This window comes from Kitasatospora sp. NPDC005748, assembly GCF_040630735.1.
GTDB lineage: Bacteria > Actinomycetota > Actinomycetes > Streptomycetales > Streptomycetaceae > Kitasatospora.
This window is the reverse complement of the sequence record NZ_JBEXYD010000017.1, coordinates 1-21584: the sequence shown is the minus strand read 5'-3', so window position 1 is coordinate 21584 and position 21584 is coordinate 1. Positions and strand designations below refer to the sequence as shown.

23 protein-coding genes are annotated in these 21584 nt (G+C 73.1%); 14 read left to right on the top strand and 9 right to left on the bottom strand.

What is annotated here, in order from left to right:
- Positions 1–97: 97 nt before the first annotated feature.
- From ABZ495_RS15440 to ABZ495_RS15420, 5 genes are all read left to right on the top strand, one after another.
- A complete protein-coding gene (locus tag ABZ495_RS15440; protein ID WP_359836219.1) occupies positions 98–1381 on the top strand; it encodes a hypothetical protein in 1284 nt (427 codons plus the stop codon).
- Positions 1382–1579: 198 nt separating this feature from the next.
- Positions 1580–2341 (top strand): CoA transferase subunit A, encoded by a 762-nt coding sequence (locus ABZ495_RS15435; protein ID WP_359836217.1) that lies wholly within the window; start codon positions 1580–1582, stop codon positions 2339–2341.
- A gap of 4 nt (positions 2342–2345) precedes the next feature.
- Positions 2346–3095 carry a 3-oxoacid CoA-transferase subunit B gene (locus ABZ495_RS15430; protein WP_359836216.1) on the top strand — a complete coding sequence of 250 codons (750 nt, stop codon included), beginning with the start codon at positions 2346–2348 and terminating at the stop codon, positions 3093–3095.
- A 571-nt stretch (positions 3096–3666) separates the two neighbouring features.
- Positions 3667–5514 (top strand): glycosyltransferase family 2 protein, encoded by a 1848-nt coding sequence (locus ABZ495_RS15425; protein WP_359836413.1) that lies wholly within the window; start codon positions 3667–3669, stop codon positions 5512–5514.
- Between the two features lie 155 nt (positions 5515–5669).
- On the top strand, positions 5670–7529 hold the full coding sequence (locus ABZ495_RS15420; RefSeq protein WP_359836411.1) for a galactose oxidase-like domain-containing protein: 1860 nt from the start codon (positions 5670–5672) through the stop codon (positions 7527–7529).
- Between the two features lie 71 nt (positions 7530–7600).
- On the opposite strand, the gene ABZ495_RS15415 is transcribed toward ABZ495_RS15420, so the two are convergent.
- From ABZ495_RS15415 to ABZ495_RS15400, 4 genes are all read right to left on the bottom strand, one after another.
- Positions 7601–8458, bottom strand: a complete 858-nt coding sequence (locus ABZ495_RS15415; RefSeq protein ID WP_359836214.1) for a glycoside hydrolase family 6 protein — start codon at positions 8456–8458, stop codon at positions 7601–7603.
- Positions 8459–8803: 345 nt separating this feature from the next.
- Complete coding sequence (locus tag ABZ495_RS15410) at positions 8804–9481, bottom strand: uracil-DNA glycosylase (RefSeq protein WP_329492109.1); 678 nt, start codon at positions 9479–9481, stop codon at positions 8804–8806.
- A gap of 200 nt (positions 9482–9681) precedes the next feature.
- Complete coding sequence (locus ABZ495_RS15405) at positions 9682–10860, bottom strand: low temperature requirement protein A (protein ID WP_359836212.1); 1179 nt, start codon at positions 10858–10860, stop codon at positions 9682–9684.
- A 95-nt stretch (positions 10861–10955) separates the two neighbouring features.
- Positions 10956–11735, bottom strand: a complete 780-nt coding sequence (locus ABZ495_RS15400) for an HAD-IIA family hydrolase (RefSeq protein WP_329487794.1) — start codon at positions 11733–11735, stop codon at positions 10956–10958.
- A 431-nt stretch (positions 11736–12166) separates the two neighbouring features.
- Here ABZ495_RS15400 and ABZ495_RS15395 point away from each other — a divergent pair, with 431 nt between their 5' ends.
- Entirely contained in the window at positions 12167–13207 is a 1041-nt protein-coding gene (locus ABZ495_RS15395; RefSeq protein ID WP_359836210.1) for a lytic polysaccharide monooxygenase, read from the top strand.
- A 222-nt stretch (positions 13208–13429) separates the two neighbouring features.
- Positions 13430–14533, top strand: coding sequence for a Gfo/Idh/MocA family oxidoreductase (locus tag ABZ495_RS15390; RefSeq protein ID WP_359804990.1), 1104 nt, complete (start codon positions 13430–13432; stop codon positions 14531–14533).
- A 77-nt stretch (positions 14534–14610) separates the two neighbouring features.
- Here the strand turns inward: ABZ495_RS15390 and ABZ495_RS15385 are convergent, their stop codons facing one another.
- Together ABZ495_RS15385 and ABZ495_RS15380 are read right to left on the bottom strand one after the other, a co-directional pair.
- On the bottom strand, positions 14611–15033 hold the full coding sequence (locus tag ABZ495_RS15385; RefSeq protein ID WP_329487797.1) for a type II toxin-antitoxin system VapC family toxin: 423 nt from the start codon (positions 15031–15033) through the stop codon (positions 14611–14613).
- Positions 15026–15310 (bottom strand): type II toxin-antitoxin system Phd/YefM family antitoxin, encoded by a 285-nt coding sequence (locus ABZ495_RS15380; RefSeq protein ID WP_329487798.1) that lies wholly within the window; start codon positions 15308–15310, stop codon positions 15026–15028. The genes ABZ495_RS15385 and ABZ495_RS15380 overlap by 8 nt, the downstream gene beginning before the upstream one ends.
- Positions 15311–15550: 240 nt before the next feature.
- Here ABZ495_RS15380 and ABZ495_RS15375 point away from each other — a divergent pair, with 240 nt between their 5' ends.
- Both ABZ495_RS15375 and ABZ495_RS15370 read left to right on the top strand, forming a co-directional pair.
- Positions 15551–15844 (top strand): DUF6412 domain-containing protein, encoded by a 294-nt coding sequence (locus ABZ495_RS15375; RefSeq protein WP_329487799.1) that lies wholly within the window; start codon positions 15551–15553, stop codon positions 15842–15844.
- A gap of 90 nt (positions 15845–15934) precedes the next feature.
- Positions 15935–16654, top strand: coding sequence for a YidC/Oxa1 family membrane protein insertase (locus ABZ495_RS15370; protein WP_329487800.1), 720 nt, complete (start codon positions 15935–15937; stop codon positions 16652–16654).
- A 49-nt stretch (positions 16655–16703) separates the two neighbouring features.
- Here the strand turns inward: ABZ495_RS15370 and ABZ495_RS15365 are convergent, their stop codons facing one another.
- Positions 16704–17258, bottom strand: a complete 555-nt coding sequence (locus tag ABZ495_RS15365; protein ID WP_359836208.1) for a TetR/AcrR family transcriptional regulator — start codon at positions 17256–17258, stop codon at positions 16704–16706.
- A 105-nt stretch (positions 17259–17363) separates the two neighbouring features.
- Here ABZ495_RS15365 and ABZ495_RS15360 point away from each other — a divergent pair, with 105 nt between their 5' ends.
- Complete coding sequence (locus ABZ495_RS15360) at positions 17364–17795, top strand: DoxX family membrane protein (protein WP_352293144.1); 432 nt, start codon at positions 17364–17366, stop codon at positions 17793–17795.
- 155 nt (positions 17796–17950) lie between these two features.
- The gene (locus ABZ495_RS15355; protein WP_359805078.1) at positions 17951–18691 is read left to right on the top strand and encodes a CDP-alcohol phosphatidyltransferase family protein; all 741 of its coding nucleotides are present in this window, start codon (positions 17951–17953) and stop codon (positions 18689–18691) included.
- Positions 18692–18793: 102 nt separating this feature from the next.
- On the opposite strand, the gene ABZ495_RS15350 is transcribed toward ABZ495_RS15355, so the two are convergent.
- Together ABZ495_RS15350 and ABZ495_RS15345 are read right to left on the bottom strand one after the other, a co-directional pair.
- Complete coding sequence (locus ABZ495_RS15350) at positions 18794–19069, bottom strand: hypothetical protein (RefSeq protein WP_329487803.1); 276 nt, start codon at positions 19067–19069, stop codon at positions 18794–18796.
- A complete protein-coding gene (locus ABZ495_RS15345; RefSeq protein WP_329487804.1) occupies positions 19066–19428 on the bottom strand; it encodes an ATP-binding protein in 363 nt (120 codons plus the stop codon). The genes ABZ495_RS15350 and ABZ495_RS15345 overlap by 4 nt, the downstream gene beginning before the upstream one ends.
- A gap of 233 nt (positions 19429–19661) precedes the next feature.
- Here ABZ495_RS15345 and ABZ495_RS15340 point away from each other — a divergent pair, with 233 nt between their 5' ends.
- From ABZ495_RS15340 to ABZ495_RS15330, 3 genes are all read left to right on the top strand, one after another.
- A complete protein-coding gene (locus ABZ495_RS15340; RefSeq protein ID WP_359836207.1) occupies positions 19662–20558 on the top strand; it encodes a helix-turn-helix transcriptional regulator in 897 nt (298 codons plus the stop codon).
- A gap of 4 nt (positions 20559–20562) precedes the next feature.
- Complete coding sequence (locus ABZ495_RS15335; RefSeq protein WP_359836205.1) at positions 20563–20748, top strand: DUF397 domain-containing protein; 186 nt, start codon at positions 20563–20565, stop codon at positions 20746–20748.
- A 136-nt stretch (positions 20749–20884) separates the two neighbouring features.
- Positions 20885–21379, top strand: a complete 495-nt coding sequence (locus ABZ495_RS15330; protein WP_359836203.1) for a PH domain-containing protein — start codon at positions 20885–20887, stop codon at positions 21377–21379.
- The last annotated feature ends 205 nt before the right edge of the window (positions 21380–21584 follow it).

The following is a 21584-nucleotide window of genomic DNA, read 5'->3' as shown; positions in this document are numbered from 1 at the left end:
ATGCCATGCTAACGGCGTATTACATATCAATTACCCGATATGACCGGTGCGGCCCACTGGCGCCCTTCGACCCGGCCGGCGGCACCCAGGGGAGACCATGACCAGCATCTCGCGCAGGACCGTGCTCAGCGCCACCGCCGCGACCGTCGCGCTCGGGGCGGCGGCGGCGTGTTCCAGCAGCGGATCGGGTTCAGGATCGAGTTCCTCCGCCCCCGGCGGCGCCGGAACCGGCACCGGCACCGGCGGGCCGGCGGTGACCGGTACGCCGACCAAGGGGGGCGCCAAGGGCACGCCGATCGGGGACGGCTCCACGTCCGACACCGGCCCCCAGCCGAACCAGCCCAAGCCGGAGAAGCTCAAGCCCGGTGAGCGGCCGCCGCAGTTCGTGGTCTTCTCCTGGGACGGCGCCGGCGGCACCGACGACAACCAGTTCCCCCGCTTCCTCAAGCTGGCCGAGGAACACAAGGCCGCCATGACCTTCTTCCTCTCCGGGATCTACACCCTCCCCAAGGGCAAGGCCGAGCTGTACCACCCGCCGAAGCACTCGGTCGGCGCGTCCGACATCCCGTACCTCTCGGACGGCGCGGTGAAGAGCACGATCAAGCTGATCAGCCAGGCCTGGCTGGCCGGCCACGAGATCGGCACCCACTTCAACGGGCACTTCTGCTCGACCCGTTCGGACGGCAACGGCGTCAACAAGTGGACGCCCGAGGACTGGCAGAGCGAGATCGACCAGGCGGTCTCCTTCGTGACCCAGTGGCGCACCAACACCGGCTTCACCGACGTCGACCCGCTCCCCTTCGACTACAAGAAGGAGCTCATCGGCGGGCGGACCCCGTGCCTGGAGGGGCAGAAGGCCCTGCTGCCGACCGCGGCCGCCCTCGGGTGGAAGTACGACGCCAGCTCCTCCGGCGGCCTCCAGATATGGCCGCAGAAGGTGCAGGACGGCAAGGTCTGGGACTTCCCGCTGCAGAGCATCCCGTTCCCCGGGCACTCGTTCCAGGTGCTCTCGATGGACTACAACATCCTCGCCAACCAGTCGGCCGGCAGCACCAAGGGCGACCCGGCGAAGTACGACGACTGGCGCTCCCAGGCCCGGGACTCCTACCTGGCCGGGTTCGACCGGGCCTACAACGGCAACCGCGCGCCCTTCTTCATCGGCAACCACTTCGAGCAGTGGAACGGCGGGATCTACATGGACGCCGTCGAGGAGACGCTCAAGACCATCGCCGGCAAGCCGGAGGTCCGGCTGGTCTCCTTCCGCCAGCTGGTCGAATGGCTGGAGGTCCAGGACCAGTCCACCATCCGCAAGCTGCGTTCGCTGAACGTCGGGCAGGCCCCGGCCGGCGGGTGGGGGACCTTCCTCGGCGCCGCCGGGTGACCGACTCCTGAGGCGCGGTAAGCGGACGCCCGGGGCGCGGGCGCGGTAAGCGGACCCCCGGGCGCGGGCGTGCGGGGTGTGGGCGCCGGCCATGTGTCCGCGCACCGGCGTGGGGCCGGGCGACATGGTCGCCGTGCCCCGCGCTCGGGGACGGTGGTGGGGCGTTCCTCCTCCCCCTCCCCCTCACGAGGTGACCCTGTGGACAAGGTCCTGGACTCCGCCGCCGAAGCGGTCGGGGACATCCCCGACGGAGCGGTGCTGGCCGTCGGCGGCTTCGGCCTCTGCGGCATCCCCAGCACCCTGATCGGCGCCCTGGCCGCCACCCGCGCCACCGGCCTGCACGTCGTCTCCAACAACTGCGGGGTGGACGACTGGGGGCTCGGCCTGCTGCTGCGGGCCGGCCGGATCGCCCGGATGACCTCCTCCTACGTCGGGGAGAACAAGGAGTTCGCCCGGCAGTACCTCTCCGGCGAGCTGGAGGTGGAGCTGACCCCGCAGGGCACCCTCGCCGAACGGCTGCGCGCCGGGGGCGCGGGCATCCCCGCGTTCTTCACCCCGGCCGGGGTCGGCACCCAGGTCGAGGAGGGCGGGCTGCCCTGGCGCTACGGCGCGGACGGTTCGGTGGCGCTGGCCTCGCCGCCGAAGGAGGTCAGGGAGTTCGGCGGGCGCCGCTACCTGCTGGAGGAGGCCGTCACCGCCGACTTCGCGCTGGTCCGCGCCGAGGTCGCGGACCGGCACGGCAACTGCGTGTTCCACGCCGCCGCCCGCAACTTCAACCCGCTCTGCGCCACGGCCGGCCGGACCACGCTGGTCGAGGCCGACCGGATCGTCGAACCGGGCGTGCTGGAGCCGGACGCCGTCCACCTGCCCGGGGTGTACGTCGACCGCCTGGTCCTCGCCGATCCCGCCGACCGCCGCGTCGAGCGCCGCACCGTCCGCACCGCGCTCCAGGAGGCCTGAGCCGATGACCGCCGAGACCTTCGCCGCCGCCCCGCGGTCCGTCGCCGCCCCGGGCCGGGCGCCCGAATCCCGGAACGCCCCGGACGCCCGGAGCGCTTCCGACGCGGACGCCCGGAGCGCTGCCGAGGCCCGGAACGCGCTCGCCGCGCGGGCCGCGCGGGAGCTCCGGGACGGCCAGTACGTGAACCTGGGGATCGGCCTGCCGACCCTGATCCCCGGTCACCTCCCCCCGGGCGTGCGGGTGGTGCTGCATTCGGAGAACGGCGTCCTCGGCGTCGGCCCGTACCCCCTGGAGGGCACCGAGGACCCCGATCTGATCAACGCGGGCAAGGAGACCGTGACCGTCACCGCCGGCGCCTCGTACTTCGATTCGGCGTTCTCCTTCGGCATGGTCCGGTCCGGTCGGATCGACGTCTCGGTGCTCGGCGCGATGCAGGTCTCGGCCGCCGGCGATCTCGCCAACTGGATGATCCCGGGCAAGATGGTCAAGGGCATGGGCGGGGCGATGGATCTCGTGCACGGCGCCCGCCGGCTGATCGTGGTCATGGAGCACACCGCCCGGGACGGTTCGCCGAAGATCGTCGAGGAGCTCTCGCTCCCGGCCACCGGGCGGGGTGTCGTCAACCGGATCGTCACCGACCTGGCCGTCGTCGACGTCACGCCCGGCGGGCTGCGCCTGGTCGAGACGGCGCCGGGCGTCTCGTTCGACGAGGTCCGCGCCGCGACCGGCACGGCCCTGCTGCCGCCGTCCTGACCGAGGGACCCGCACGGAGGCCGGACCACCCGTACGGCGGTCCGGCCTCCGCTCCTCCGTCAGACCGGCCCGCGTACGCGAGGCAGGAATCATCCCCTCATCACACCAACTCGGGCCGCATGGCCGGGAATCGTCATATCCTCACCCCGGCGCGATGATCGTTTCGAGGACTGGTTGCGATCACGTCAACCCTCCGGGAGAGTTGGGGCAGCCAGAAGGTCCCGCGCACCCGGAAGGGAGTCCGGAGAGCGCGCCGGGACCCCGCCTTCGAAGTGGCCGGACGACCGCGCGCGATGATCGGTCGTACACGTTTCACCGATGCCGCCCGGGAGCCGCCCGGGATCCGCCCGGCGACACCGCAGTCGCCCGGGCGGCGCCCCGCTTCGAAGGCCAGGCTCCGGGGGGAGCGGCCTTCCAGGACGCCCAGGCACAGCCACTGGGCATCGGATCGCACACCTCCGGTCGGAGCACGCACGATCGAGCCGGCCCGAGCGGCCGGCCACGGGGGGAGCCACAGTTGGTCAAGCAGTTCTCGCGGCGCCCGCGCGAGGAGAGCGCGCCCGGTGCTTCCCTGGCCGTCCCCGAAGCCCCGTACGACTACGCCCACTTCAGCCGGCTCGCCGGTCCGGCCACCACCCCGGGCGACGACGGCGACGCCCCCGGCCCCTACCGCGTCCGCTACCGGAGCCTGCTGCGCCGGGAGCCGCACCGGATCCGGGCCGCGCTGCTCCTGCTGGCCGCCCCGGCGGTCGAGTCGGTGCTGCTGGTCTGGCTGCTGCTCCCAGGCCACTGGCCGGTCCGGCCGGGCGAGACGCACGCCTGGCTGCTGATCGCCGACAAGGCGATGGTCACGATCATCGCGGTCGTCGAGCTGTTCCGCCTGGTCAACGTCGTCTCCAACACCCACGCCACGCTGGTCGCCCGCGACCCCGTGCCGGTCACGCCCGAACCGGGCACCCGGGTCGCGTTCCTCACCACCTGCGTACCGGGCAAGGAGCCGCCGGAGCTGGTGCGCACCACACTGGTCGCCGCGCTCGCCGTCCGGCACGACGGACCGTACGACGTCTGGCTGCTCGACGAGGGGAACGATCCCGCGATGCGCGCGCTCTGCGCCCACCTGGGCGTGCGGCACTTCAGCCGGCGCGGGATCGGGCCGTGGAACCGGCCCGAGGGGCGGTTCCGCGCCGGGAGCAAGCACGGCAACTACAACAGCTGGCTCCAGGCCCACGGCGCCGCCTACGACTTCTGGCTCTCGGTGGACACCGACCACGTCCCGCTCCCCGAGTTCGGCGAGCGGATGCTGGGGTACTTCCGGGACGAGGACGTGGCGTTCGTGGTCGGCCCGCAGGTGTACGGGAACTACCGCAGCTCGGGTTCGGCGGTCACCCGGTTCTCCGAGAGCCAGCAGTTCCTGTTCCACGCGCTGATCCAGCGGGCGGGCAACCGTTACGGCGCGCCGATGTTCGTCGGCACCAACAACGCGGTGCGGATCGGCGCGCTGCGGTCGATCGGCGGGCTGTCCGACTCGATCACCGAGGACATGGCGACCGGGCTGGAGTTCCACCGCCGCCGCAACCCGGCCACCGGGGCGCGCTGGCGGTCGGTCTACACCCCGGACGTCCTGGCGGTCGGCGAGGGCCCCTCCTCCTGGACGGACTTCTTCTCCCAGCAGCTCCGCTGGAGCCGGGGCACCTACGAAACGCTCCTGACCCAGTACTGGCGGGCCGCCTGGCGGCTGACGCCCGGCCGGCTGCTCAACTACACGCTGATGGTCTGCTTCTACCCGATGGCGGCGCTGACCTGGCTGTTCGGCGGGGTGTCGAGCGTGCTCTACCTGGGCTTCGGGGCCTCGGGGGTCCACGTCTCCTCGGAGATCTGGATGATGCTCTACAGCGACGCCGCCGCCCTCCAGGTGCTGCTCTACACCTGGAACCGCAAGCACAACGTCAGCCCGCACGAGCCGGCCGGGTCGTCCGGGGTGGCGGGCATGGTGATGTCGGCGCTGTGCGGGCCGATCTACGCGGCCTCGCTCCTCCAGGCCCTGCTCCGCCGGCGCAGCCGGTTCGTGGTGACGCCGAAGGGCCACTCGGCCAGCCCCGACCGGGTGGCGACGTTCCGCGTCCACCTGTTCTGGGCGCTGGTGTTCGGCGGGGCGGTCACGGCCTCGTTCTTCACCGGCCACGACCACCTCGCCATGCGCACCTGGGCCTGCCTGGCGCTGCTGCTGAGCCTGCTGCCGATGCTCGTGCTGGCCGCCGACGCGGTACGCCGCAGGCGGGCCCGGCCGATCTCCACGCTCACGGTCACCGGCGCCGCCGCCCCGAGGGTCCCGCGGCAGCCCCGGGCCGGGGAGCGTGCCGGGGCCGCCCCCGGCACGCAGAGCACCGAGGCCACGGCGCCCGCCGCCACCGGCCGCTGACACCCGGCCGCTCAGCCCCGGTCCGTCGAACCAGCCCGTCGAACCAGCCCGTCGTCGCGCCGCAGCAGGAGGGACCACCCACCGTGAGGATCCGCAACGCCGGCCGGACCAGGCGCTTCGCCCTCGGCAGCACGGTCGCCCTGACCGTGGCCGGGATGAACGCGCCGGCCGTCCTCGGCTTCGCCCACGAGCAGTACCACCAGTACGTGATCAACCGCCCGGCCTACAAGGCCGAGTACGGCCACTGGCAGACCGTCGTCCTCCCCGCCGAGTTCCGGATCAACGCCGTCCACGCCAGCCTGTTGCGCACCGGCAAGGTGCTGATCATCGCCGGCTCCGGGAACAGCCGGCGCAGCTTCGACGCGGGCTCCTTCAAGAGCCTGCTCTGGGACCCCGCCGCCAACACCTACCGGCGGATCCCGACCCCGGCGGACATGTTCTGCGGCGGCCACACCGCGCTGCCCGACGGCCGGCTGCTGGTGGCCGGCGGCACCCTGCGCTACGAGGCGCTGGACGGCGCCGTGAAGAAGGCGGCCGGCACCATGCGGGTGCGCAACGAGAACCCGGACGCGGCCCGCACCTTCCCCGAGGGCACGGTGTTCACCGGCCCCGGCGGCCACACCTACCTGTCCACCGCCGAGGTGACCGTCCCGGCCGCGACGAAGACCGGCGCCGGCGACCGGACGGTGGTGAAGGCCGGCGAGCAGCACGTGTTCGTGGAGGCGGTGGCGGCGGGCACCGGGTCCGTCGAGGACTCCCCCGCCCAGTACGCGATCAAGGGCCTGGACGGCGCCGACGCCCGCAACCTCTACGGCATGGCCGACCGGCTGACCCTGGAGAAGCAGGACTTCCAGGGCATCCGCTCCGCCTTCGAGTTCAACCCGGACACCGAGCTGTACGAGCAGGTCACCGACATGGCGTACGCCCGCTGGTACCCGACGCTCACCGGGCTGGGCGACGGGCGGGTGGTCACCGTCTCCGGGCTGGACGACACCGGGCAGATCCTCGGCGGCAACGACAACGAGATCTACGACCCGGCCCGCAAGACCTGGTCGAAGGCGCCCGACCGCTACTTCCCGACCTACCCGTCGATCTTCCTGACCGCCTCCGGCAAGCTCTTCTACTCCGGCTCCAACGCGGGCTACGGCCCGGCGGACCAGGGCCGCGACCCGGGGCTCTGGGACTTGCGGGACAACAGCTTCCAGCCCGTCCCGGGACTGCGCGACCCCGCGCTCACCGAGACCTCGTCCTCCGTCCTGCTGCCGCCCGCCCAGGCGCAGAAGGTGATGGTGCTCGGCGGCGGGGGCGTCGGCGAGTCACCGCTCTCCACCGCGCGCACCGACATCGCCGACCTCTCCGCCCCGAAGCCCGCCTTCACCCCCGGGCCGGACCTGCCCGCCGGCGGCACCCGCTACCTCAACAGCGTGATCCTGCCGAACGACACCGTGTTCACCACCGGCGGCTCCCGCGACTACCGCGGCAAGCACCGCAGCGACCTGCTCGAATCGCAGGTCTACCACCCGGACACCAACACCTTCAGCGCCGCGGCCGAGCCGACCGTCGGACGCGACTACCACTCGGAGGCGCTGCTGCTGCCCGACGGCCGGGTGGTGGTCCTCGGCTCCGACCCGCTCTTCGCGGACAGGGCCGACACCGAACCGGGCACCTTCGAGCAGCGGATCGAGATCTACACCCCGCCGTACCTGTTCCACGGCGCGCGGCCGCGGGTGACCGACGCCCCGGCCGGCGCGAAGCTCGGCACCACGCTCACGGTGGGCACCCCGGACCCGGCGGGCATCGCCACCGCCAAGCTGGTCCGGCCGAGTTCGGTCACCCACGCGACCGACGTCGAGCAGCGCTCGGTGGCCCTGGACGTCGGCGCGCGCTCGGCCGGCGGGGTCGCCCTCACCCTGCCCGGCAACCCCGATCTGCTGCCGCCCGGCTGGTACATGCTGTTCGTGACGGACCGGGCCGGCACCCCCTCGGTCGCGCGCTGGATCCAGGTGACCGCCTGATCCCCGGGCGCCCCGACCACCCGACGCGCCCGAGCGCCCCTCGCACCCGAACACCCGGCGCGGCCGCCCGGCTACCCGCCCCCGCGCACCAGCCCCAAGGCGTACGGCAGCCAGAACTCGCCCGCCCGGGGCTCGCCGCGGCCGCACTCGCCGTCCGACTCACCCGGGTTCTTGATCCACAGGTACGCGTCCACCCCGGGCCGGCCGGTGGCGGCGGTGGGCGGCTCGCCCAGCGCGCGGCCGGGCGGGTTGCACCAGGCCTCGCTGCTCAGCGGGCCGTTGCCGTTGCGGCTGGTGTCGATGACGAAGTGCTTCCCGCCCAGCGCGGTGGAGAGTTCGGCGCCGTACGCCGCGTCGCGGTCGGTGCTGTAGAAATTGGAGACGTTCACGGCGAAGCCGTCCGCCACGGCGACGCCGGACTTGCTCAGCGCCCCGGCCATCGCCGACGGGTCCTGGGCCCAGCCGGGGTTCCCCGCGTCCAGGTAGACCCGGACCTGCGGACGCTTCTTCAACTCCTGTACGGCGAAGGCCAGCAGGCCGTACCGCTCGGCGGCGGTATCGCCCTTGACCCCGCAGCCGTCCAGGGTGTGCGCGACGGCGTCCGGCTCCAGCACCACCCAGGCCTTGCGGTCGCCGATCGCCTCGGCGACGCCGGTGATCCAGGAGCGGTAGGCGGCGGCGTCGGCCGCGCCGCCGGCCGAGTACTGGCCGCAGTCCCGGTGCGGGATGTTGTACGCGACGAAGACCGGGGTGCGGTCCACCTCGGCGGCCAGGCGGCTCAGTTGCTCGACGCTGCCCGGGGCGGCCTGGTCGACGAGCCACTGCGAGGAGGGCTGGGAGGCGATCCCGGCGAGGGTGTCGGCCTCGGCCGTCCGGCCCTGACCGCGCAGCGCGGCCAACTGCCGGGCCGCGGACGTCCGGTCGGACACGTAGAACGTCTGACCCGGCAGCTGGACGGGCCCGGCGCCGGCGCTCGCCGTGGTGGAACCGGTGGGCGCGGGCGCCGCGGCGGACCCCGTGCCCGCACTCCCCGGCGGGTCGGCCGAACTCCCGCCGCCGCAGCCCGCCACCCCTGCCGTCAGCCCCAGCAGCGCCGCCCCCACGGCCAGCCGGAACCCCGCCCCTCGCCCTACCCGGCGCACGTACCGCCCCTCCCAGACCCGGTCCGGCGACCAGGTCGGCACCCAGCTTCGCACACCGGGTACCGGCCTCCGGCCGACGCCGGTGAACGGCCGGTGACGGCGGGCCGGCGCGACGCCCGGCCCGCCGTGCGGTCAGTCCTGCTTCAGGTTCGGCACCTGCCAGTCGATCGGGTCGACGCCGAAGCCGGCCAGCGCCTCGTTGATCTGCGAGAAGGGGCGGCTGCCGAAGAACAGCTTGGCGGAGAGCGGCGACGGGTGGGCGCCCTGGACCACGACGTGCTTGGTGGTGTCGATCAGCGGCAGCTTCTTCTTGGCGTAGTTGCCCCAGAGCACGAAGACCACCGGCTCGTCGCGCGCGCTCACCGCCTTGATCACCGCGTCGGTGAACTTCTCCCAGCCCTTGGCCTTGTGCGAGTTGGCCTCGTGCGCGCGCACCGTGAGCACCGCGTTGAGCAGCAGGACGCCCTGCTCGGCCCAGTGCATCAGGTAGCCGTTGTCCGGGGCGGGGATGCCCAGGTCGGCGTTCAGCTCCTTGAAGATGTTGCGCAGCGACGGGGGCGTCCGGGTGCCCGGGAGCACCGAGAAGCTCATGCCGTGCGCCTGGCCGTCGTCGTGGTACGGGTCCTGGCCGAGGACGAGCACCCGGACCTTCTCGTAGGGCGTGGCCTCCAGCGCCGAGAACTCCTGCCCGCTCGGCGGGAAGACCTGGTGCTCCGCGCGCTCCGCCGCCACGAAGGCCGCCAGCGCGGCGAAGTACGGCTGCTCCGCCTCGGCGCCCAGCACCTCGCGCCAGGACTCCGGCAGCTCCAGCCCGCCGACCGCCCCTGCTTCGACCCCGGCTGCTTCGACCCCGGCTGCCTCGACCACGCCTGCCTCGACCGTGTCCGTCACGACATCAACCTCCCACCGGACGGCCGCTCACCGCCGCACCGCCCCGACCTCCGGCGTACCGCGCCGCTTGCGCCGCCCGCCCTCTTCCACACCGAACGCTACACAGCTCCACCGACAACTCACTCCGCCGCGGCGCCCGCACCCACCGGCTCGACACCGGGCGGCCCGTCACCGACCGCGGGGGCGGCGGCAGCGGCGGCCCGCGCCACCCGGACGTGCTCGACCACGTTCAGCGCCACCACCAGCACCGCCAGCACCACCAGGACGACGAGCGCCGGCAGCCGCACCATCACCGGCACCAGGGCGAACACCACCGCCGCCGCCACGATCCGGGTGGTCGACACCGCGCGGAACATCATCCACCGGGTGTAGCCGAAGGTCAGCAGGTACAGCCCGCAGCCCCCGTACAGCAGCGCCACCGAGCCCGCCCCGAGGGCCCGCCGCGGGTCGGCCACCGTCTCGCCGAAGCCGACCGCGACCGCGATCACCCCGGCCACCAGCGCGAGGTGGCCGTACTGGAACACCCGGCGGATGACGTCCCGGCGGGAGTCCGCGACGGTCACGGCATGCCGCATGGCGTCCGCCGCGTAGACGAAGTACTGCCACCAGAGCCCGGCGGAGATGGTGAACGCCGCCGCCACCGCGGCCAGTTCGGCCGCGTCGAGGCGGACGGCGGCGGCCGTGGCGCCGATCCCGACGATCGACTCGCCGAGCGCCACCAGCAGGAACAGCGCGAACCGCTCCGGCATGTGCTGCGGGTGGTACGCCACCTTGGCCAGCCGGTTGCGGAACAGCACCGGGCCGGACAGGTCGCAGAGCGCGCCCAGCGTCCAGAGCACCAGCCGCGGCCCCTCCGGGAGCAGCCCGCCCACGAACAGCAGCGGCCCGCTGACCAGCACGCCCACCCCGTACGGTCCGCGCCAGACGCCCGGGACGCGGATCAGCAGCATCAGCAGCAGCACCCGGGCCGCCCAGTAGCCGGCGCCGAGCAGCACGCCCCGGCCCTCGTAGGCGCCGGGCACGGCCAGCGCCATGAAGAGGCCGGCCAGGCCGACGGCGAGGATCCCGAGGCGGTCCCTCGGGGTGTCCACGTCGCGGATGTTGGCCTGCACGGTGGTGCCCACCCAGCACCAGTACACCGGGACGAACACCACCAGCGCCCGCGCGACGCCGCCCCAGTCGTGGTGGTGGTGCAGCAGGCCGGAGACCTGCGTGACCGCGAAGACGAAGACCAGGTCGAAGTAGAGCTCCGCCCAGGTCACCCGCTTCTCGTCGATGGACTCCCCCGCCGTACTCATCCCGCCCCCTCCTCCGCATACGCAACAGGCGCACGCAAACGGACGGGCCCCGCCCGGCCATCGGCCGGGCGGGGCCCGCGTCATCAGAGCAGAGGCTAGACCAGGTCGACCAGGTCCGCGATCGACTGGACGACCCGGGTCGGCCGGTACGGGAACCGCTCCACGTCGGCGGCGGCGGTGAGGCCGGTGAGCACCAGGATGGTCTCCATGCCGGCCTCCATGCCCGCCACGATGTCGGTGTCCATCCGGTCGCCGATCATCACGGCGGTCTCCGAGTGGGCTCCGGCGCTGTTCAGCGCCTCGCGCATCATCAGCGGGTTGGGCTTGCCGACGAAGTAGGGCTCGACGCCCGTCGCCTTGGTGATCAGCGCCGCGACCGAGCCGGTGGCCGGCAGCACGCCCTCGGTGGACGGGCCGGTCTCGTCGGGGTTGGTGCAGATGAAGCGGGCACCCTGGTTGATCAGGCGGATCGCCTTGGTGAGCGCCTCGAAGCTGTAGGTGCGGGTCTCGCCGAGGACGACGTAGTCCGGGTTGTTGTCGGTCAGCACGTAGCCCGCCTGGTACAGCGCGGTGGTCAGGCCGGCCTCGCCGATCACGTAGGCGGTGCCGCCGGGGCGCTGGCCCTTGAGGAACTTCGCGGTGGCCAGGGCGGAGGTCCAGATGCACTCCTCCGGCACCTCCAGGCCCATGCCGGCCAGGCGCGCGCTGAGGTCGCGCGGGGTGTAGATCGAGTTGTTGGTGAGCACCAGGAAGGGCTTGCCGGACTCCCGCAGCCGGCGCAGGAACTCCTCCGCGCCGGGGATCGGCGTGCCCTCGTGGATGAGGACCCCGTCCATGTCGGTCAGCCAGGACTCGATGGGCTTGCGCTCTGCCACGTGCGTGTCTCCCGAAGTTGCAACGTCTTGCGATGGTCGTACCAAATCTGCGGCGCACCGCCGTCACCGTTGCGCCTCCCACCGGCCGGACCCACCTCGGGACACCGGACCGCCGGGGGTACTGCTGGCTGCCCCAACGGGGCACAGCCTAATCCGCACACCAGCCCGACGGCAGTACGTCCCGCCCACCGGAACGCCCAGGTCCGGACGACCGCGCCGGGACCCGCACCGGAGCCCGCACCGGGACCCGCACCGGGCCCCGGGCCGGGACCGGCTCCGGACGGGCTCCGGGACCGTCCTGCGGCTCTCCCGCCTCAACGGCTCCTTAAGCCGCCCCTAACCTCTCTGAGCGCCCCTCAGCAGGCCCCCGCCGCCCGGCTAGCGTGAACGGCACCACCCTCACCCCGCTCCCGCGAAGGAGTCCCCTCACCATGCCCGTGCGCCACCGCCTCCCCGCCGCCGTCCTCACCCTCGCCGCCGCCGGCCTCACCGTCGGGGTCGGTGGCGGAGCCGCCGCCGCGCACGGCTCGATGCAGAATCCGCTCAGCCGGATCGAGGGCTGCTACCTGGAGGGCGCCGAGCACCCGAAGTCGGCGGCCTGCCGGGCCGCCGTGGCCGCCGGGGGCACGGCCGCCCTCTACGACTGGATGAGCCTGCGGATCGGGGACGCCGCCGGGCGCCACCGCGAGCTGATCCCGGACGGCCGGCTGTGCAGCGCGGGCTCGGACCTGTACAAGGGCCTCGACCTGCCGCGCGCCGACTGGCCGGCCACCAACCTCACGGCCGGGTCGGACTTCACCTTCCGCTACCGCGCCACCGCGCCGCACCGGGGCACCTTCCAGCTCTTCGTCACCAACGCCGGCTACTCCCCGACCAAGCCGCTGACCTGGGCGGACCTGGAGCCCCAGCCGTTCCTCACGGTCACCGACCCGCAGCTGACGGACGGTTCCTACGTGCTGCCCGGCAAGGTCCCGGCGGGGAAGACCGGACGCCAGCTGATCTACGCGATCTGGCAGCGCTCGGACAGCCCGGAGGCGTTCTACTCCTGTTCGGACGTGGTCTTCGACGGCAGCGGCACCGCGCCGACGACGACACCCGCGACGCCGCCCGCCCCCGCTCCGGGCGGCACCGCCCCGGCTCCGTCGTCCGGGCACCCCGCCGGGCACGACCACACCACCGCTCCGGCCACGCCGACCGCCGCCCCGACGGCCGCGGCCACCACCCCCGCCGCCTCCGCCACCACGCCGCCGCCCACGGCCGGCCCCGCCGCGGTGGCCGGCCCCGGTCCCACCACGCAGGCCGCCGCGCCCGCCCCGGTGCCGGCCACCGATCACGAGCGGCTCGCCCAGACCGGCTCCGACCGCTCCCTCGGCGTCCTGGCCTCGATCGGCTCGGCCTTCCTCCTGGCCGGCGCCGTCATCGCCGTCATCCACCGTCAGCGCCGCCGCACCCCGGGCGCCCACGCCCGCTGACCCGCCCGCCGGCCCCGGCCACCCCGGACCGCCCGCTGACCCGCCCGCCGGCCCCGACCACCCCGGACCGCCCCGCCCCCGGACCGCCGGGACGCCCGCCGCCCCACCGGCGGGCGTCCCGGTCGAACCACCGCGGCCGCCTCACCGTCCGTCACACCGACGGCACCGAAACCGGGGCCAATCGGACACCTCGTGCTGGCGCACCGTGATTGAGTAAGGCGCATGAGCCCCTCCTCACGCCCTTCCCGCGACCACGACGGCCCCTTCCGTGTCGGCCTGATCGGCTACGGTCTGGCCGGAGCCGCCTTCCACGCCCCGGTGATCGCCAGCACCCCCGGGCTCCGGCTGGACGCGGTGGTCACCGCCAACCCCGACCGCCGCGCCCAGCTGCGCACGGACCACCCCGGCGCCCGTGCCGTGGACACCCCGGAGCAGCTGCTGGCCGACCGGGACGCGCTCGACCTGATCGTGATCGCCTCGCCCAACCGCACCCACGTCCCGCTCGCCCGGGCCGCGCTGCGCGCCGGGCTGGCCACCGTGGTCGACAAGCCGCTGGCCGCCACCGCCGCCGACGCGCGGGAGCTCTGCACGCTGGCGCGGTCGCAGGGCGTCCTGCTCTCCGTCTTCCAGAACCGGCGCTGGGACGGCGACTTCCTCACCGCCGCCCGGCTGGTCCGCGAGGGCGCGCTGGGCCGGGTCCACCGCTTCGAGTCCAGGTTCGAGCGGTTCCGCCCCAAGCCCAAGGCGGGCTGGCGCGAGCTGGCCGACCCGGCCGAGGGCGGCGGCACGCTGTACGACCTGGGCAGCCACCTGGTCGACCAGGCGCTCACCCTGTTCGGCCCGGTCGAGACGGTCTACGCCGAGATCGACACCCGCCGGGACGGCGCGGTGGTCGACGACGACGCCTTCCTCGCCCTCACCCACGCCTCCGGCACCCGCTCCCACCTGTGGACCAGCGCCATCACCCCGCTCGTCGGGCCCCGGCTGCGGGTGCTCGGCGACACCGCCGGATACGTGAAGTTCGGCATGGACCCGCAGGAGGAGGACCTCCGCGCCGGTCAGCGCCCGGACGGCACCGGCCGCGCCGGGGCGCCGTGGGGCGCCGACCAGCCCTCCCGGTACGGCACCGTCGGCACCGACGAGGACGCGACCACCGTCCCGACCGACCTGGGCGACTACCCCGCCTTCTACGCGGGCGTCGCCGCCGCCCTGGCCGACCCGGGCACTGCGCCGCCGGTCGACCCGCTCGACGCCGTGGCCACCCTGACCGTCCTGGAGGCCGCCCGCACCTCGGCCGCCACCGGCACGACCGTCCGGCTCGGCTGACCCCTTCCGGGGGCGCGGCGCGGCCGGTCGGACCTGGTCGGCCCCGGCTGGAGTCGGCCGGACCGAGTCGGATCCGGTCAGATCCCGATGACCTCGACGGCCGCGCCGAGGCCCCGGAAGTCCGCCACGTTGCGCGTGTACAGCGGCAGCCCGTGCGCGGAGGCGACGGCCGCGATCATCAGGTCGATCCGGCGCGGACGCGGCTGGCGCCCGGCGGCGATGGTCAGCGTGACCAGCGTCCCGTACCGGGCGGCGGCGGCCGCGTCGAAGGGCAGCGGGTCGAAGTCGGCCATCGCCGCGCCCAGCACCTCCAGCCGCGACGCCCGGCTGACCGCGTCCCGAGCCATCGAGACGCCCTGCTGGAGCTCGGCGAAGGTGATCGCGGTCAGCTCCGGCACGGCCGGCAGCTCGGCCGGGTTGAGCAGCGCCAGGTCGATGTAGACGCAGGTGTCCAGTACCCCGGCCGGGCGGCGCCGGGGCGCCCTGCGCCGCTCAGCCACGCCGCCGCTCGAAGGGGTCGTCGCCGTCGTCCCCCACCAGCTCCTCGGGGCCGAAGTACTCCTCGGCCTCCTTGCGCATCTGCTGGTAGTCCACCCGCGGCAGCTTCACGTGCCGCGCCACCAGTTCCTCGGCCGTGAGGCGCCGCCGCTCCGCGACCGGCCGCAGCTCCGCGACCTCGACCCCGTTCCTGGTGATGTGGAAGGTCTCGCCCGCCTCCACCGCGTCCATCACCGCGGCGGAGTTGTTCCGGAACTCCCGCTGGGTAATCGTCTTCATCCTTCCAAGGTAGCCCCGGGTAGCACCGCTGGCTACGGTGCGCGGGAGCGCCGGGGCCGCCCGCCGTGAGCGCGCGCTCCCCCGGGAGCGCCGGGCGTCGTACCATCGTCGACAACGCCCGGACCCGGTACCGCCGAGCACGGCGCGTCCGTCGGCACACCAGTCGGTTCGTCAGCCGGTACGCCCGGCAGTCGGTGCCCGGCACTCGGCACTCGGCACTTGGCAGGAGAGGAGCTCACCGTGGGATTCGTCGCGATGCTGCTCGGCCTGCTCCGGGTGCTGACCGGGGAGGCGCTCACCGACGGTGGGACGCTGACCTCGGTGGCCGCCGCCGCGGCCGTGGTGCTGCTGGCCGGCGCCGTCGCGGGCACGCTGGCCGCGGCCCGGTTGCTGGGCGCGCGGGCGCCGGCCGCCGTCCGGGACGGGACGCTGCGGCGTCGGGCGCTCCGGACGGCCTTCCTCCCGCAGCGCGATCCCGACGCCCGGGGCAGGCGACGCCCCAGGGCCCCGGGCGCGGCCCCGGCGGCCGCGTAACCACCCCTTTCTCCACCGCCGTCCACGCGGCCGCCCTCCGCCGATCACTCATGTCCTGAGACGCTGAGACCCCGGAGGGCTCGCTCCACCATGTCCGTTTTCGCAGTGCTCGACCCGGCCGTCGGCCTGGCCCACGACGTCGTCGCCTCCCTCGCCCAGCTGGTGCCCACCGCGCTGGCGATCGTCCTGTTCACCGTCTGCGTCCGGCTCGCCCTGCACCCGCTGGCGCGGGCGGCCGCGCGCGGCGAGAAGTCGCGGGCCCGGCTCGCGCCGAAGGTCGCCGAGCTGAACCGCAAGCACAAGGGCAAGCCGGAGAAGCTCCAGGCCGCGCTCGCCGAGCTGTACCGGGAGGAGAAGGCCTCGCCGTTCGCCGGGTGCCTGCCGATGCTGATCCAGATCCCGTTCTTCTCGGTGATGTACCGGCTGTTCACCACCCCGAACGACCTGCTCGGCCACACCCTCTTCGGCGTCCCGCTCGGCCTGCACGCGGGCAGCGCGCAGAGCGCCGCGCAGTGGGTGGTGTTCGGCGCGCTGTACGCCGGGCTGGCCGCCGTGGGGTACGTCAACTTCCGCCGGGCCCGCCGTGCGCAGGCGGCCGCTCCGAAGCAGCCGGCGCAGCCGGGGCAGCCCGGGCAGGCCGGACTGATGGCGGTCATGCCGTACCTGTCGTTCGGCACCGTGCTGTTCGCGGCGCTGGTGCCGCTGGCTGCCGCGCTCTACCTGCTGACGACGTCCGCCTGGTCGGCCGCCGAACGCGGCTGGCTGCACCGGGGCGGGACCGCGCCGGTGCCGGCGGTGGCGCTGATCTGACCGGCGCGCGCCGTACGGTCCGGCGGCGGGGCCCCCGCCGCCGGGCGGGTCAGGCGCGCAGCAGGTTGCCGATCACCGCGCGGGCGATCGTCGCCGGGTCCTCCCCGGCGCGGTCGGGCAGGCTCCCGCTGTTCCACAGCTGGGCGAAGCCGTGGACGATCGACCAGGCCGCCAGTTTGAGCTCGCGCTCCCGCGCGTGCTGCGGGGCGGACGCCGCGAGCGCGGCGGCGAGGGCCTCGTCGGCGCGGGCCCGGGCGGCGGACAGGTGCGGGTCGTCCGGGTGGTAGAGGCCGGGCTCGAACATGACCGTGAAGTGGGCGCGGTGCCCGACGGCGAACCGGACGTAGGCGATCCCCGCCCCGGCCAGGTCCGGCCCGGCAGCGCGTACCGCGTCGGCGAGGAGTTCGTACCCCTGGGCGGCGAGTGCGGTGAGCAGTCCCGCCTTGTCGCCGAAGTGGTGGGCGGGGGCGGCGTGGGAGACGCCGGCCCGGCGGGCCAGCTCGCGCAGGCTCAGCGCGGCGGGCCCGTTCTGTTCGATGGCCGCGGCGGCGGCGGCGAGCAGGGCATTCCTCAGGTCACCGTGGTGATAGGGCTGGGCAGACATGCCCCGATCATAACTTTCCATTGACAAGATGGCGCGGCCGCACCTAACTTGATGGTGTCAAGATGCCCTGCACGCAGGGCACCACCCGCACCTTCGGAGGCCGAGATGGCACCCCTGATCGCTCTTGTCGCCGGATTCCTGGCCGCCCGCCTGGCCGGACTGGCCGGTGTGGACGTGCTCGACGGCTGGCACCCCGCCCTGCGGGTCGGACTGGCCGCGATGTTCCTGCTCACCGCGTCCGCGCACTTCCTCCCGCGCCTGCGGAGCGGACTCGTCGCCATGGTCCCGCCGGGCCTGCCCCGGCCGGAGCTGCTGATCACGCTGACCGGCCTGCTGGAGCTGGCCGGCGCCGTCCTGGTCCTCGTCCCGGCGACGACCAGGCTGGCGTCCGCGGGCCTGATCCTCATGATGATCGCGATGTTCCCGGCGAACGTCTCGGCCGCCCGCCGCCGACTCCCCGGCGTCACCCCGATCGGCCCCCGCACCGCTCTGCAGGTGCTGTTCGTCGCGGCCGCCGCACTGACCTTCGCGGGCTGACCCCGTGCCCTCGCGCCTCCGTGCCGGCTCGGCGGCGCCACTCGGAGACCCGCCCCGGACCGTGGCCACGGCAGGCCGTAGCCTTTGATCGTTTCTGAGTCCGGCCGGACAAGGTGGAGGAATTCGTGAAGGTCGCAGCCCCGACGTTGGCCGAGATGCGGGAGGTCTGCCAGCCGCAGGCCAAGATGCAGAGCCGCAACGGTGAGCACTGGGCGGGCCGCCTCTACATGCGCCGGATCTCGCTGCGGACGACGCGGCGGCTGGTGCGGACGTCCGTCTCGCCGAACACCCTGACCTGGGTGATGGTGGTCTGCGGCGTCGGCGCCGGGGCCGCCCTGGTGATCCCCGGACTGACGGGCGCGATCCTGGCCGCCCTGCTGTTCCAGGGGTTCCTGCTGTTCGACTGCGTCGACGGCGAGGTGGCCCGCTGGAAGCGACAGTTCAGCACGGCGGGCGTGTACGTCGACCGGCTCGGCGCCTACCTGGCCGATGCCGCGCTGATGATCGGTGCGGGCATCCGGGCCGCCCGGGGCGGGTCCGACCTGTGGATCTCGGTCGGCCTGGCGACGGCGCTGGGCGTCGTCCTGCTGAAGGCCTCCACCGACCTGGTCGACGTGGCCCGGGCCCGCAGCGGGCTGGCGCCCGCCGACGAGGAGTCGACCCAGCCGCGCTCGCAGGGCATCGCCACCGCGCGACGGTTCGCCTCCATCTTCAAGATCCACCGGGTGACCAACGGCATCGAGGCCTCGCTGGTGCTGCTGGCCACGGCGGTGGCGGACGCGGCGGTCGGCAACCTCGGGCCGACCCGGATCGCGCTGGCCGCGATCGCGGTGATCACCTGGGGGATGGTCGTCGCCCACCTGGCGTCGATCCTCTCCTCGTCGCGCCTGCGCTGACCGGCCGCCGGACCGCCCCGGCGCGGTCGGCGGCGTCGCGGCGCAGGGCGTCGCTCCTCGCCTGGCAGACCGCGCCGACGACGGCGGACAGGACGATCAGGCTCAGGAGTCCGAGCACGGCGGACTCGTCGAGATGGCGCCGAGGGGCCTGCCGCAGCGCCAGCCCAGCCGCCAGGCGAGGCCGTGCATGAGGTCCTCGGCCTGCCGGGTGGTGAGACGGAAGACGAGCTGCTCGTCGGGATCCGCACCGACGGGGTCGTCGACGGCCAGCCGGAGCTGGACGGCGGCGTCCGGGGAGGGTTCGACGGCGAGGTAGGGGACGGTGGTGGTGGCGGCCTCGTGAGGCCGCGGGGGAACGGGCAGGTGGACGACGTTCACGCGACGGCGTCCAGCTCGAACCAGACGGCCTTGCCGCGCTTGCAGGGCTCGGCGCCCCACCGGTGGGTGAGGCCCTCGATGAGCTGGAGGCCGCGCCCGCACTCGGCGAGGTCGGAGGGGTGGCGCTGCTCCGGCAGCTCGCAGCTGTCGTCGTTCACGGAGACCCGCAGCGTGGTGTCGTTGATGAACACCAGGACGACCGGCGAGGACGTCCGGCCGTGCCGCCAGGCGTTCACGATGAGTTCGGCGAGCGCGAGTTCGGCGTCGGCGATGACCTCGGGGTGCCAGCCGCTCCGCGCCATGGCGCTGCGGAGGCCCTCGCGGGCGAGGGTGAGGGAAGGGGAGTTGCGGTTACACACGGGGAGTCTCCCTGCGGTGTAGATGGGGCACACCGGTGAGGGTTCCGCCGTGAGCAAGTCCGCAGCGGCACTGGAAGGACCACCTACGGATGCTCTTCGGTGCCCGGGCAGCAGGTACCAACTGCCCTAGGGGTTGGCGTTACTGACACGCCATCCGGTGAGCGGTGCATCACAGAACGTAAACCATTCGGGGCACATGTGCCCACACTTCTGCCCTTCTCTTCACTCGATCGATGGATGGCTGGACCAGCCAGTGGATCGAGGTGGATGCTGAGGGCATGCCACCACGAACAACCCCGACGATCAGGCAGGAGCGGGTAGGTATCGAACTGCGGAAGATGCGCGACGCCGCAGGCCGCACAACTGCTCAGGCTGCCGCTCTGCTCGGGCTTGACCGCACGAAGATCACTCAAATCGAGAAGGCGCACTACCCGGTCACGCCGGAGAGGGTGCGCATCCTGGCCTCCGACTTCGAGGAGAGTGACACCGCCTACGTCGACGCCCTCGCAGACATGGCCGAGGAACGTCACAAGGGCTGGTGGGAGGAGTACCGCGGTGCGGTACCAACTGGCTTCCTGGACATCTCCGAGATGGAGTTCTTCGCCAAAGAGATGCGCACCTACCAGGTGAGCCATGTCCCCGGTGCCATGCAGACCGAGGAATACGGGAGAGCCATCTTCAGTGATGTCTATCCGCCGCTTGCACCTCGCCTCCTTGAAGCCCGAGTCGAGAACCGAGTCCAGCGATCCGCGTTCCTGATGGCCGAGGGCGCCCGACCATATTCGGCCGTCGTGCATGAAGCCGCGCTTCGGATGTTGTTCGGAGGCCGCGACAGCGCCAGGCGGCAGTTGGACAGACTGCTCGACTACTCCGAACTGCCACACGTGTCGCTTCGCGTAGTCAGCTTCAGTTCCCACGGGTTCAAGGGCTCCGGTCAAGGCATCATCCACGCCAGTGGATCCGTGCCCCGTCTCGACACGGTCCAGTTGGACGCAGTTGGTGGGCCAGTCTTCCTCCATGAGCAGCGTCAGCTCGAAAACTATCTGCACATCATTGAAACGATGGCGGAGCGCTCCCTGACCGAGAAGCAGTCGCGTGACCTCATCAGGCTCATCAAGAAAGAGATATAGAGCGATGGAAGCACTTCACTGGAAGCGGCCCGAGGTCTGTGGGGACGGCGCGAGCTGCCCCGAGGTGGCCGTAACCCCCGACACTGTCTACCTCCGCAGCAGCCTCCAGCCCTCCGCCGTCGCCCAACTCACCACCGACGAGTGGCGTGACCTCCTCGCCGGGATCCGCAACGGCGAGTTCGACGTCTGACACCCGGGCCCGCCCCGGGCTCCCTCCCTCTCCACCGGGCCCGGGGCGTAGTGTGCGAACGGTGATCGAACTGAGCTTCCGGGGGGAAGACCGGTATCGCCCGTCGTGGCTTCATCTCGGCGTCCTCTGTGTGGTGTTGGCCGTCGAGGGAGTCTTCGCCGCCTACCGTCTCGGCCCGGCGGGCTTCGGCTGGGTGCTCGGCGGGACCCTGGTGCTGGTCGGCCTCGCCACCTCCGTCGTGCTCCGGTCCTGGACCACCGTGGACGCCTCCGGCATCACCATCTGCTGGGGCCTCGGTCGCGGCCGCACCTATCCCTGGCACGAGATCCGCTGGATCGACGTCCGCGAGACCGACAACCAGTACGGGAACTCGCTCGTGCCCCGGATCCGCCTCACGAACGGCCGGCGCCGCTCATTGCCCGGGCTCCAGCACAGCGACATCTACCCCTCCCCCGACTTCCGGGTGGACTTCCGGCGCATCGTCAACTGGTGTGAGCTGAGCACGGATCCGAGCATCCGCGTCCATCCGTCGAAGCAACTCCGCTACCGGGTGGGCCCCATGGCGGTCGGGGTCATCGCCGGTATCGTCATCGCGGTCGTCGTCGGAATCGTCTTCGTCGTGAAGAACTGACCCGGCCGTGCCTCGGCTGTGCCCCGAACCCCGCTCGAACCCGACAGGACGCCCCCGCATGACCAGCCCGCAGGACGTGGTCGAGCAGCAGCTCACCGCCTACAACAGCCACGACATCGACGCCTTCGTCGCCACCTACGCCGAGGACGTCCTCGTTCTGCGGCGGGACGGCAGCCGACTGGAGGGCCGCCAGGCACTGCGCGAC

What these genes read in the sequence shown, in the direction of transcription:
- ABZ495_RS15440 (WP_359836219.1), top strand. Translation starts at nt 98, where the DNA reads ATGACCAGCATCTCGCGCAGGACCGTGCTCAGCGCCACCGCCGCGACC.
- ABZ495_RS15430 (WP_359836216.1), top strand. Translation starts at nt 2,346, where the DNA reads ATGACCGCCGAGACCTTCGCCGCCGCCCCGCGGTCCGTCGCCGCCCCG.
- ABZ495_RS15420 (WP_359836411.1), top strand. Translation starts at nt 5,670, where the DNA reads ATGAACGCGCCGGCCGTCCTCGGCTTCGCCCACGAGCAGTACCACCAG.
- ABZ495_RS15405 (WP_359836212.1), bottom strand. Translation starts at nt 10,860, where the DNA reads ATGAGTACGGCGGGGGAGTCCATCGACGAGAAGCGGGTGACCTGGGCG.
- ABZ495_RS15395 (WP_359836210.1), top strand. Translation starts at nt 12,167, where the DNA reads ATGCCCGTGCGCCACCGCCTCCCCGCCGCCGTCCTCACCCTCGCCGCC.
- ABZ495_RS15390 (WP_359804990.1), top strand. Translation starts at nt 13,430, where the DNA reads ATGAGCCCCTCCTCACGCCCTTCCCGCGACCACGACGGCCCCTTCCGT.
- ABZ495_RS15380 (WP_329487798.1), bottom strand. Translation starts at nt 15,310, where the DNA reads ATGAAGACGATTACCCAGCGGGAGTTCCGGAACAACTCCGCCGCGGTG.
- ABZ495_RS15370 (WP_329487800.1), top strand. Translation starts at nt 15,935, where the DNA reads ATGTCCGTTTTCGCAGTGCTCGACCCGGCCGTCGGCCTGGCCCACGAC.
- ABZ495_RS15365 (WP_359836208.1), bottom strand. Translation starts at nt 17,258, where the DNA reads ATGTCTGCCCAGCCCTATCACCACGGTGACCTGAGGAATGCCCTGCTC.
- ABZ495_RS15360 (WP_352293144.1), top strand. Translation starts at nt 17,364, where the DNA reads ATGGCACCCCTGATCGCTCTTGTCGCCGGATTCCTGGCCGCCCGCCTG.
- ABZ495_RS15355 (WP_359805078.1), top strand. Translation starts at nt 17,951, where the DNA reads ATGCGGGAGGTCTGCCAGCCGCAGGCCAAGATGCAGAGCCGCAACGGT.
- ABZ495_RS15340 (WP_359836207.1), top strand. Translation starts at nt 19,662, where the DNA reads ATGGATGGCTGGACCAGCCAGTGGATCGAGGTGGATGCTGAGGGCATG.
- ABZ495_RS15335 (WP_359836205.1), top strand. Translation starts at nt 20,563, where the DNA reads ATGGAAGCACTTCACTGGAAGCGGCCCGAGGTCTGTGGGGACGGCGCG.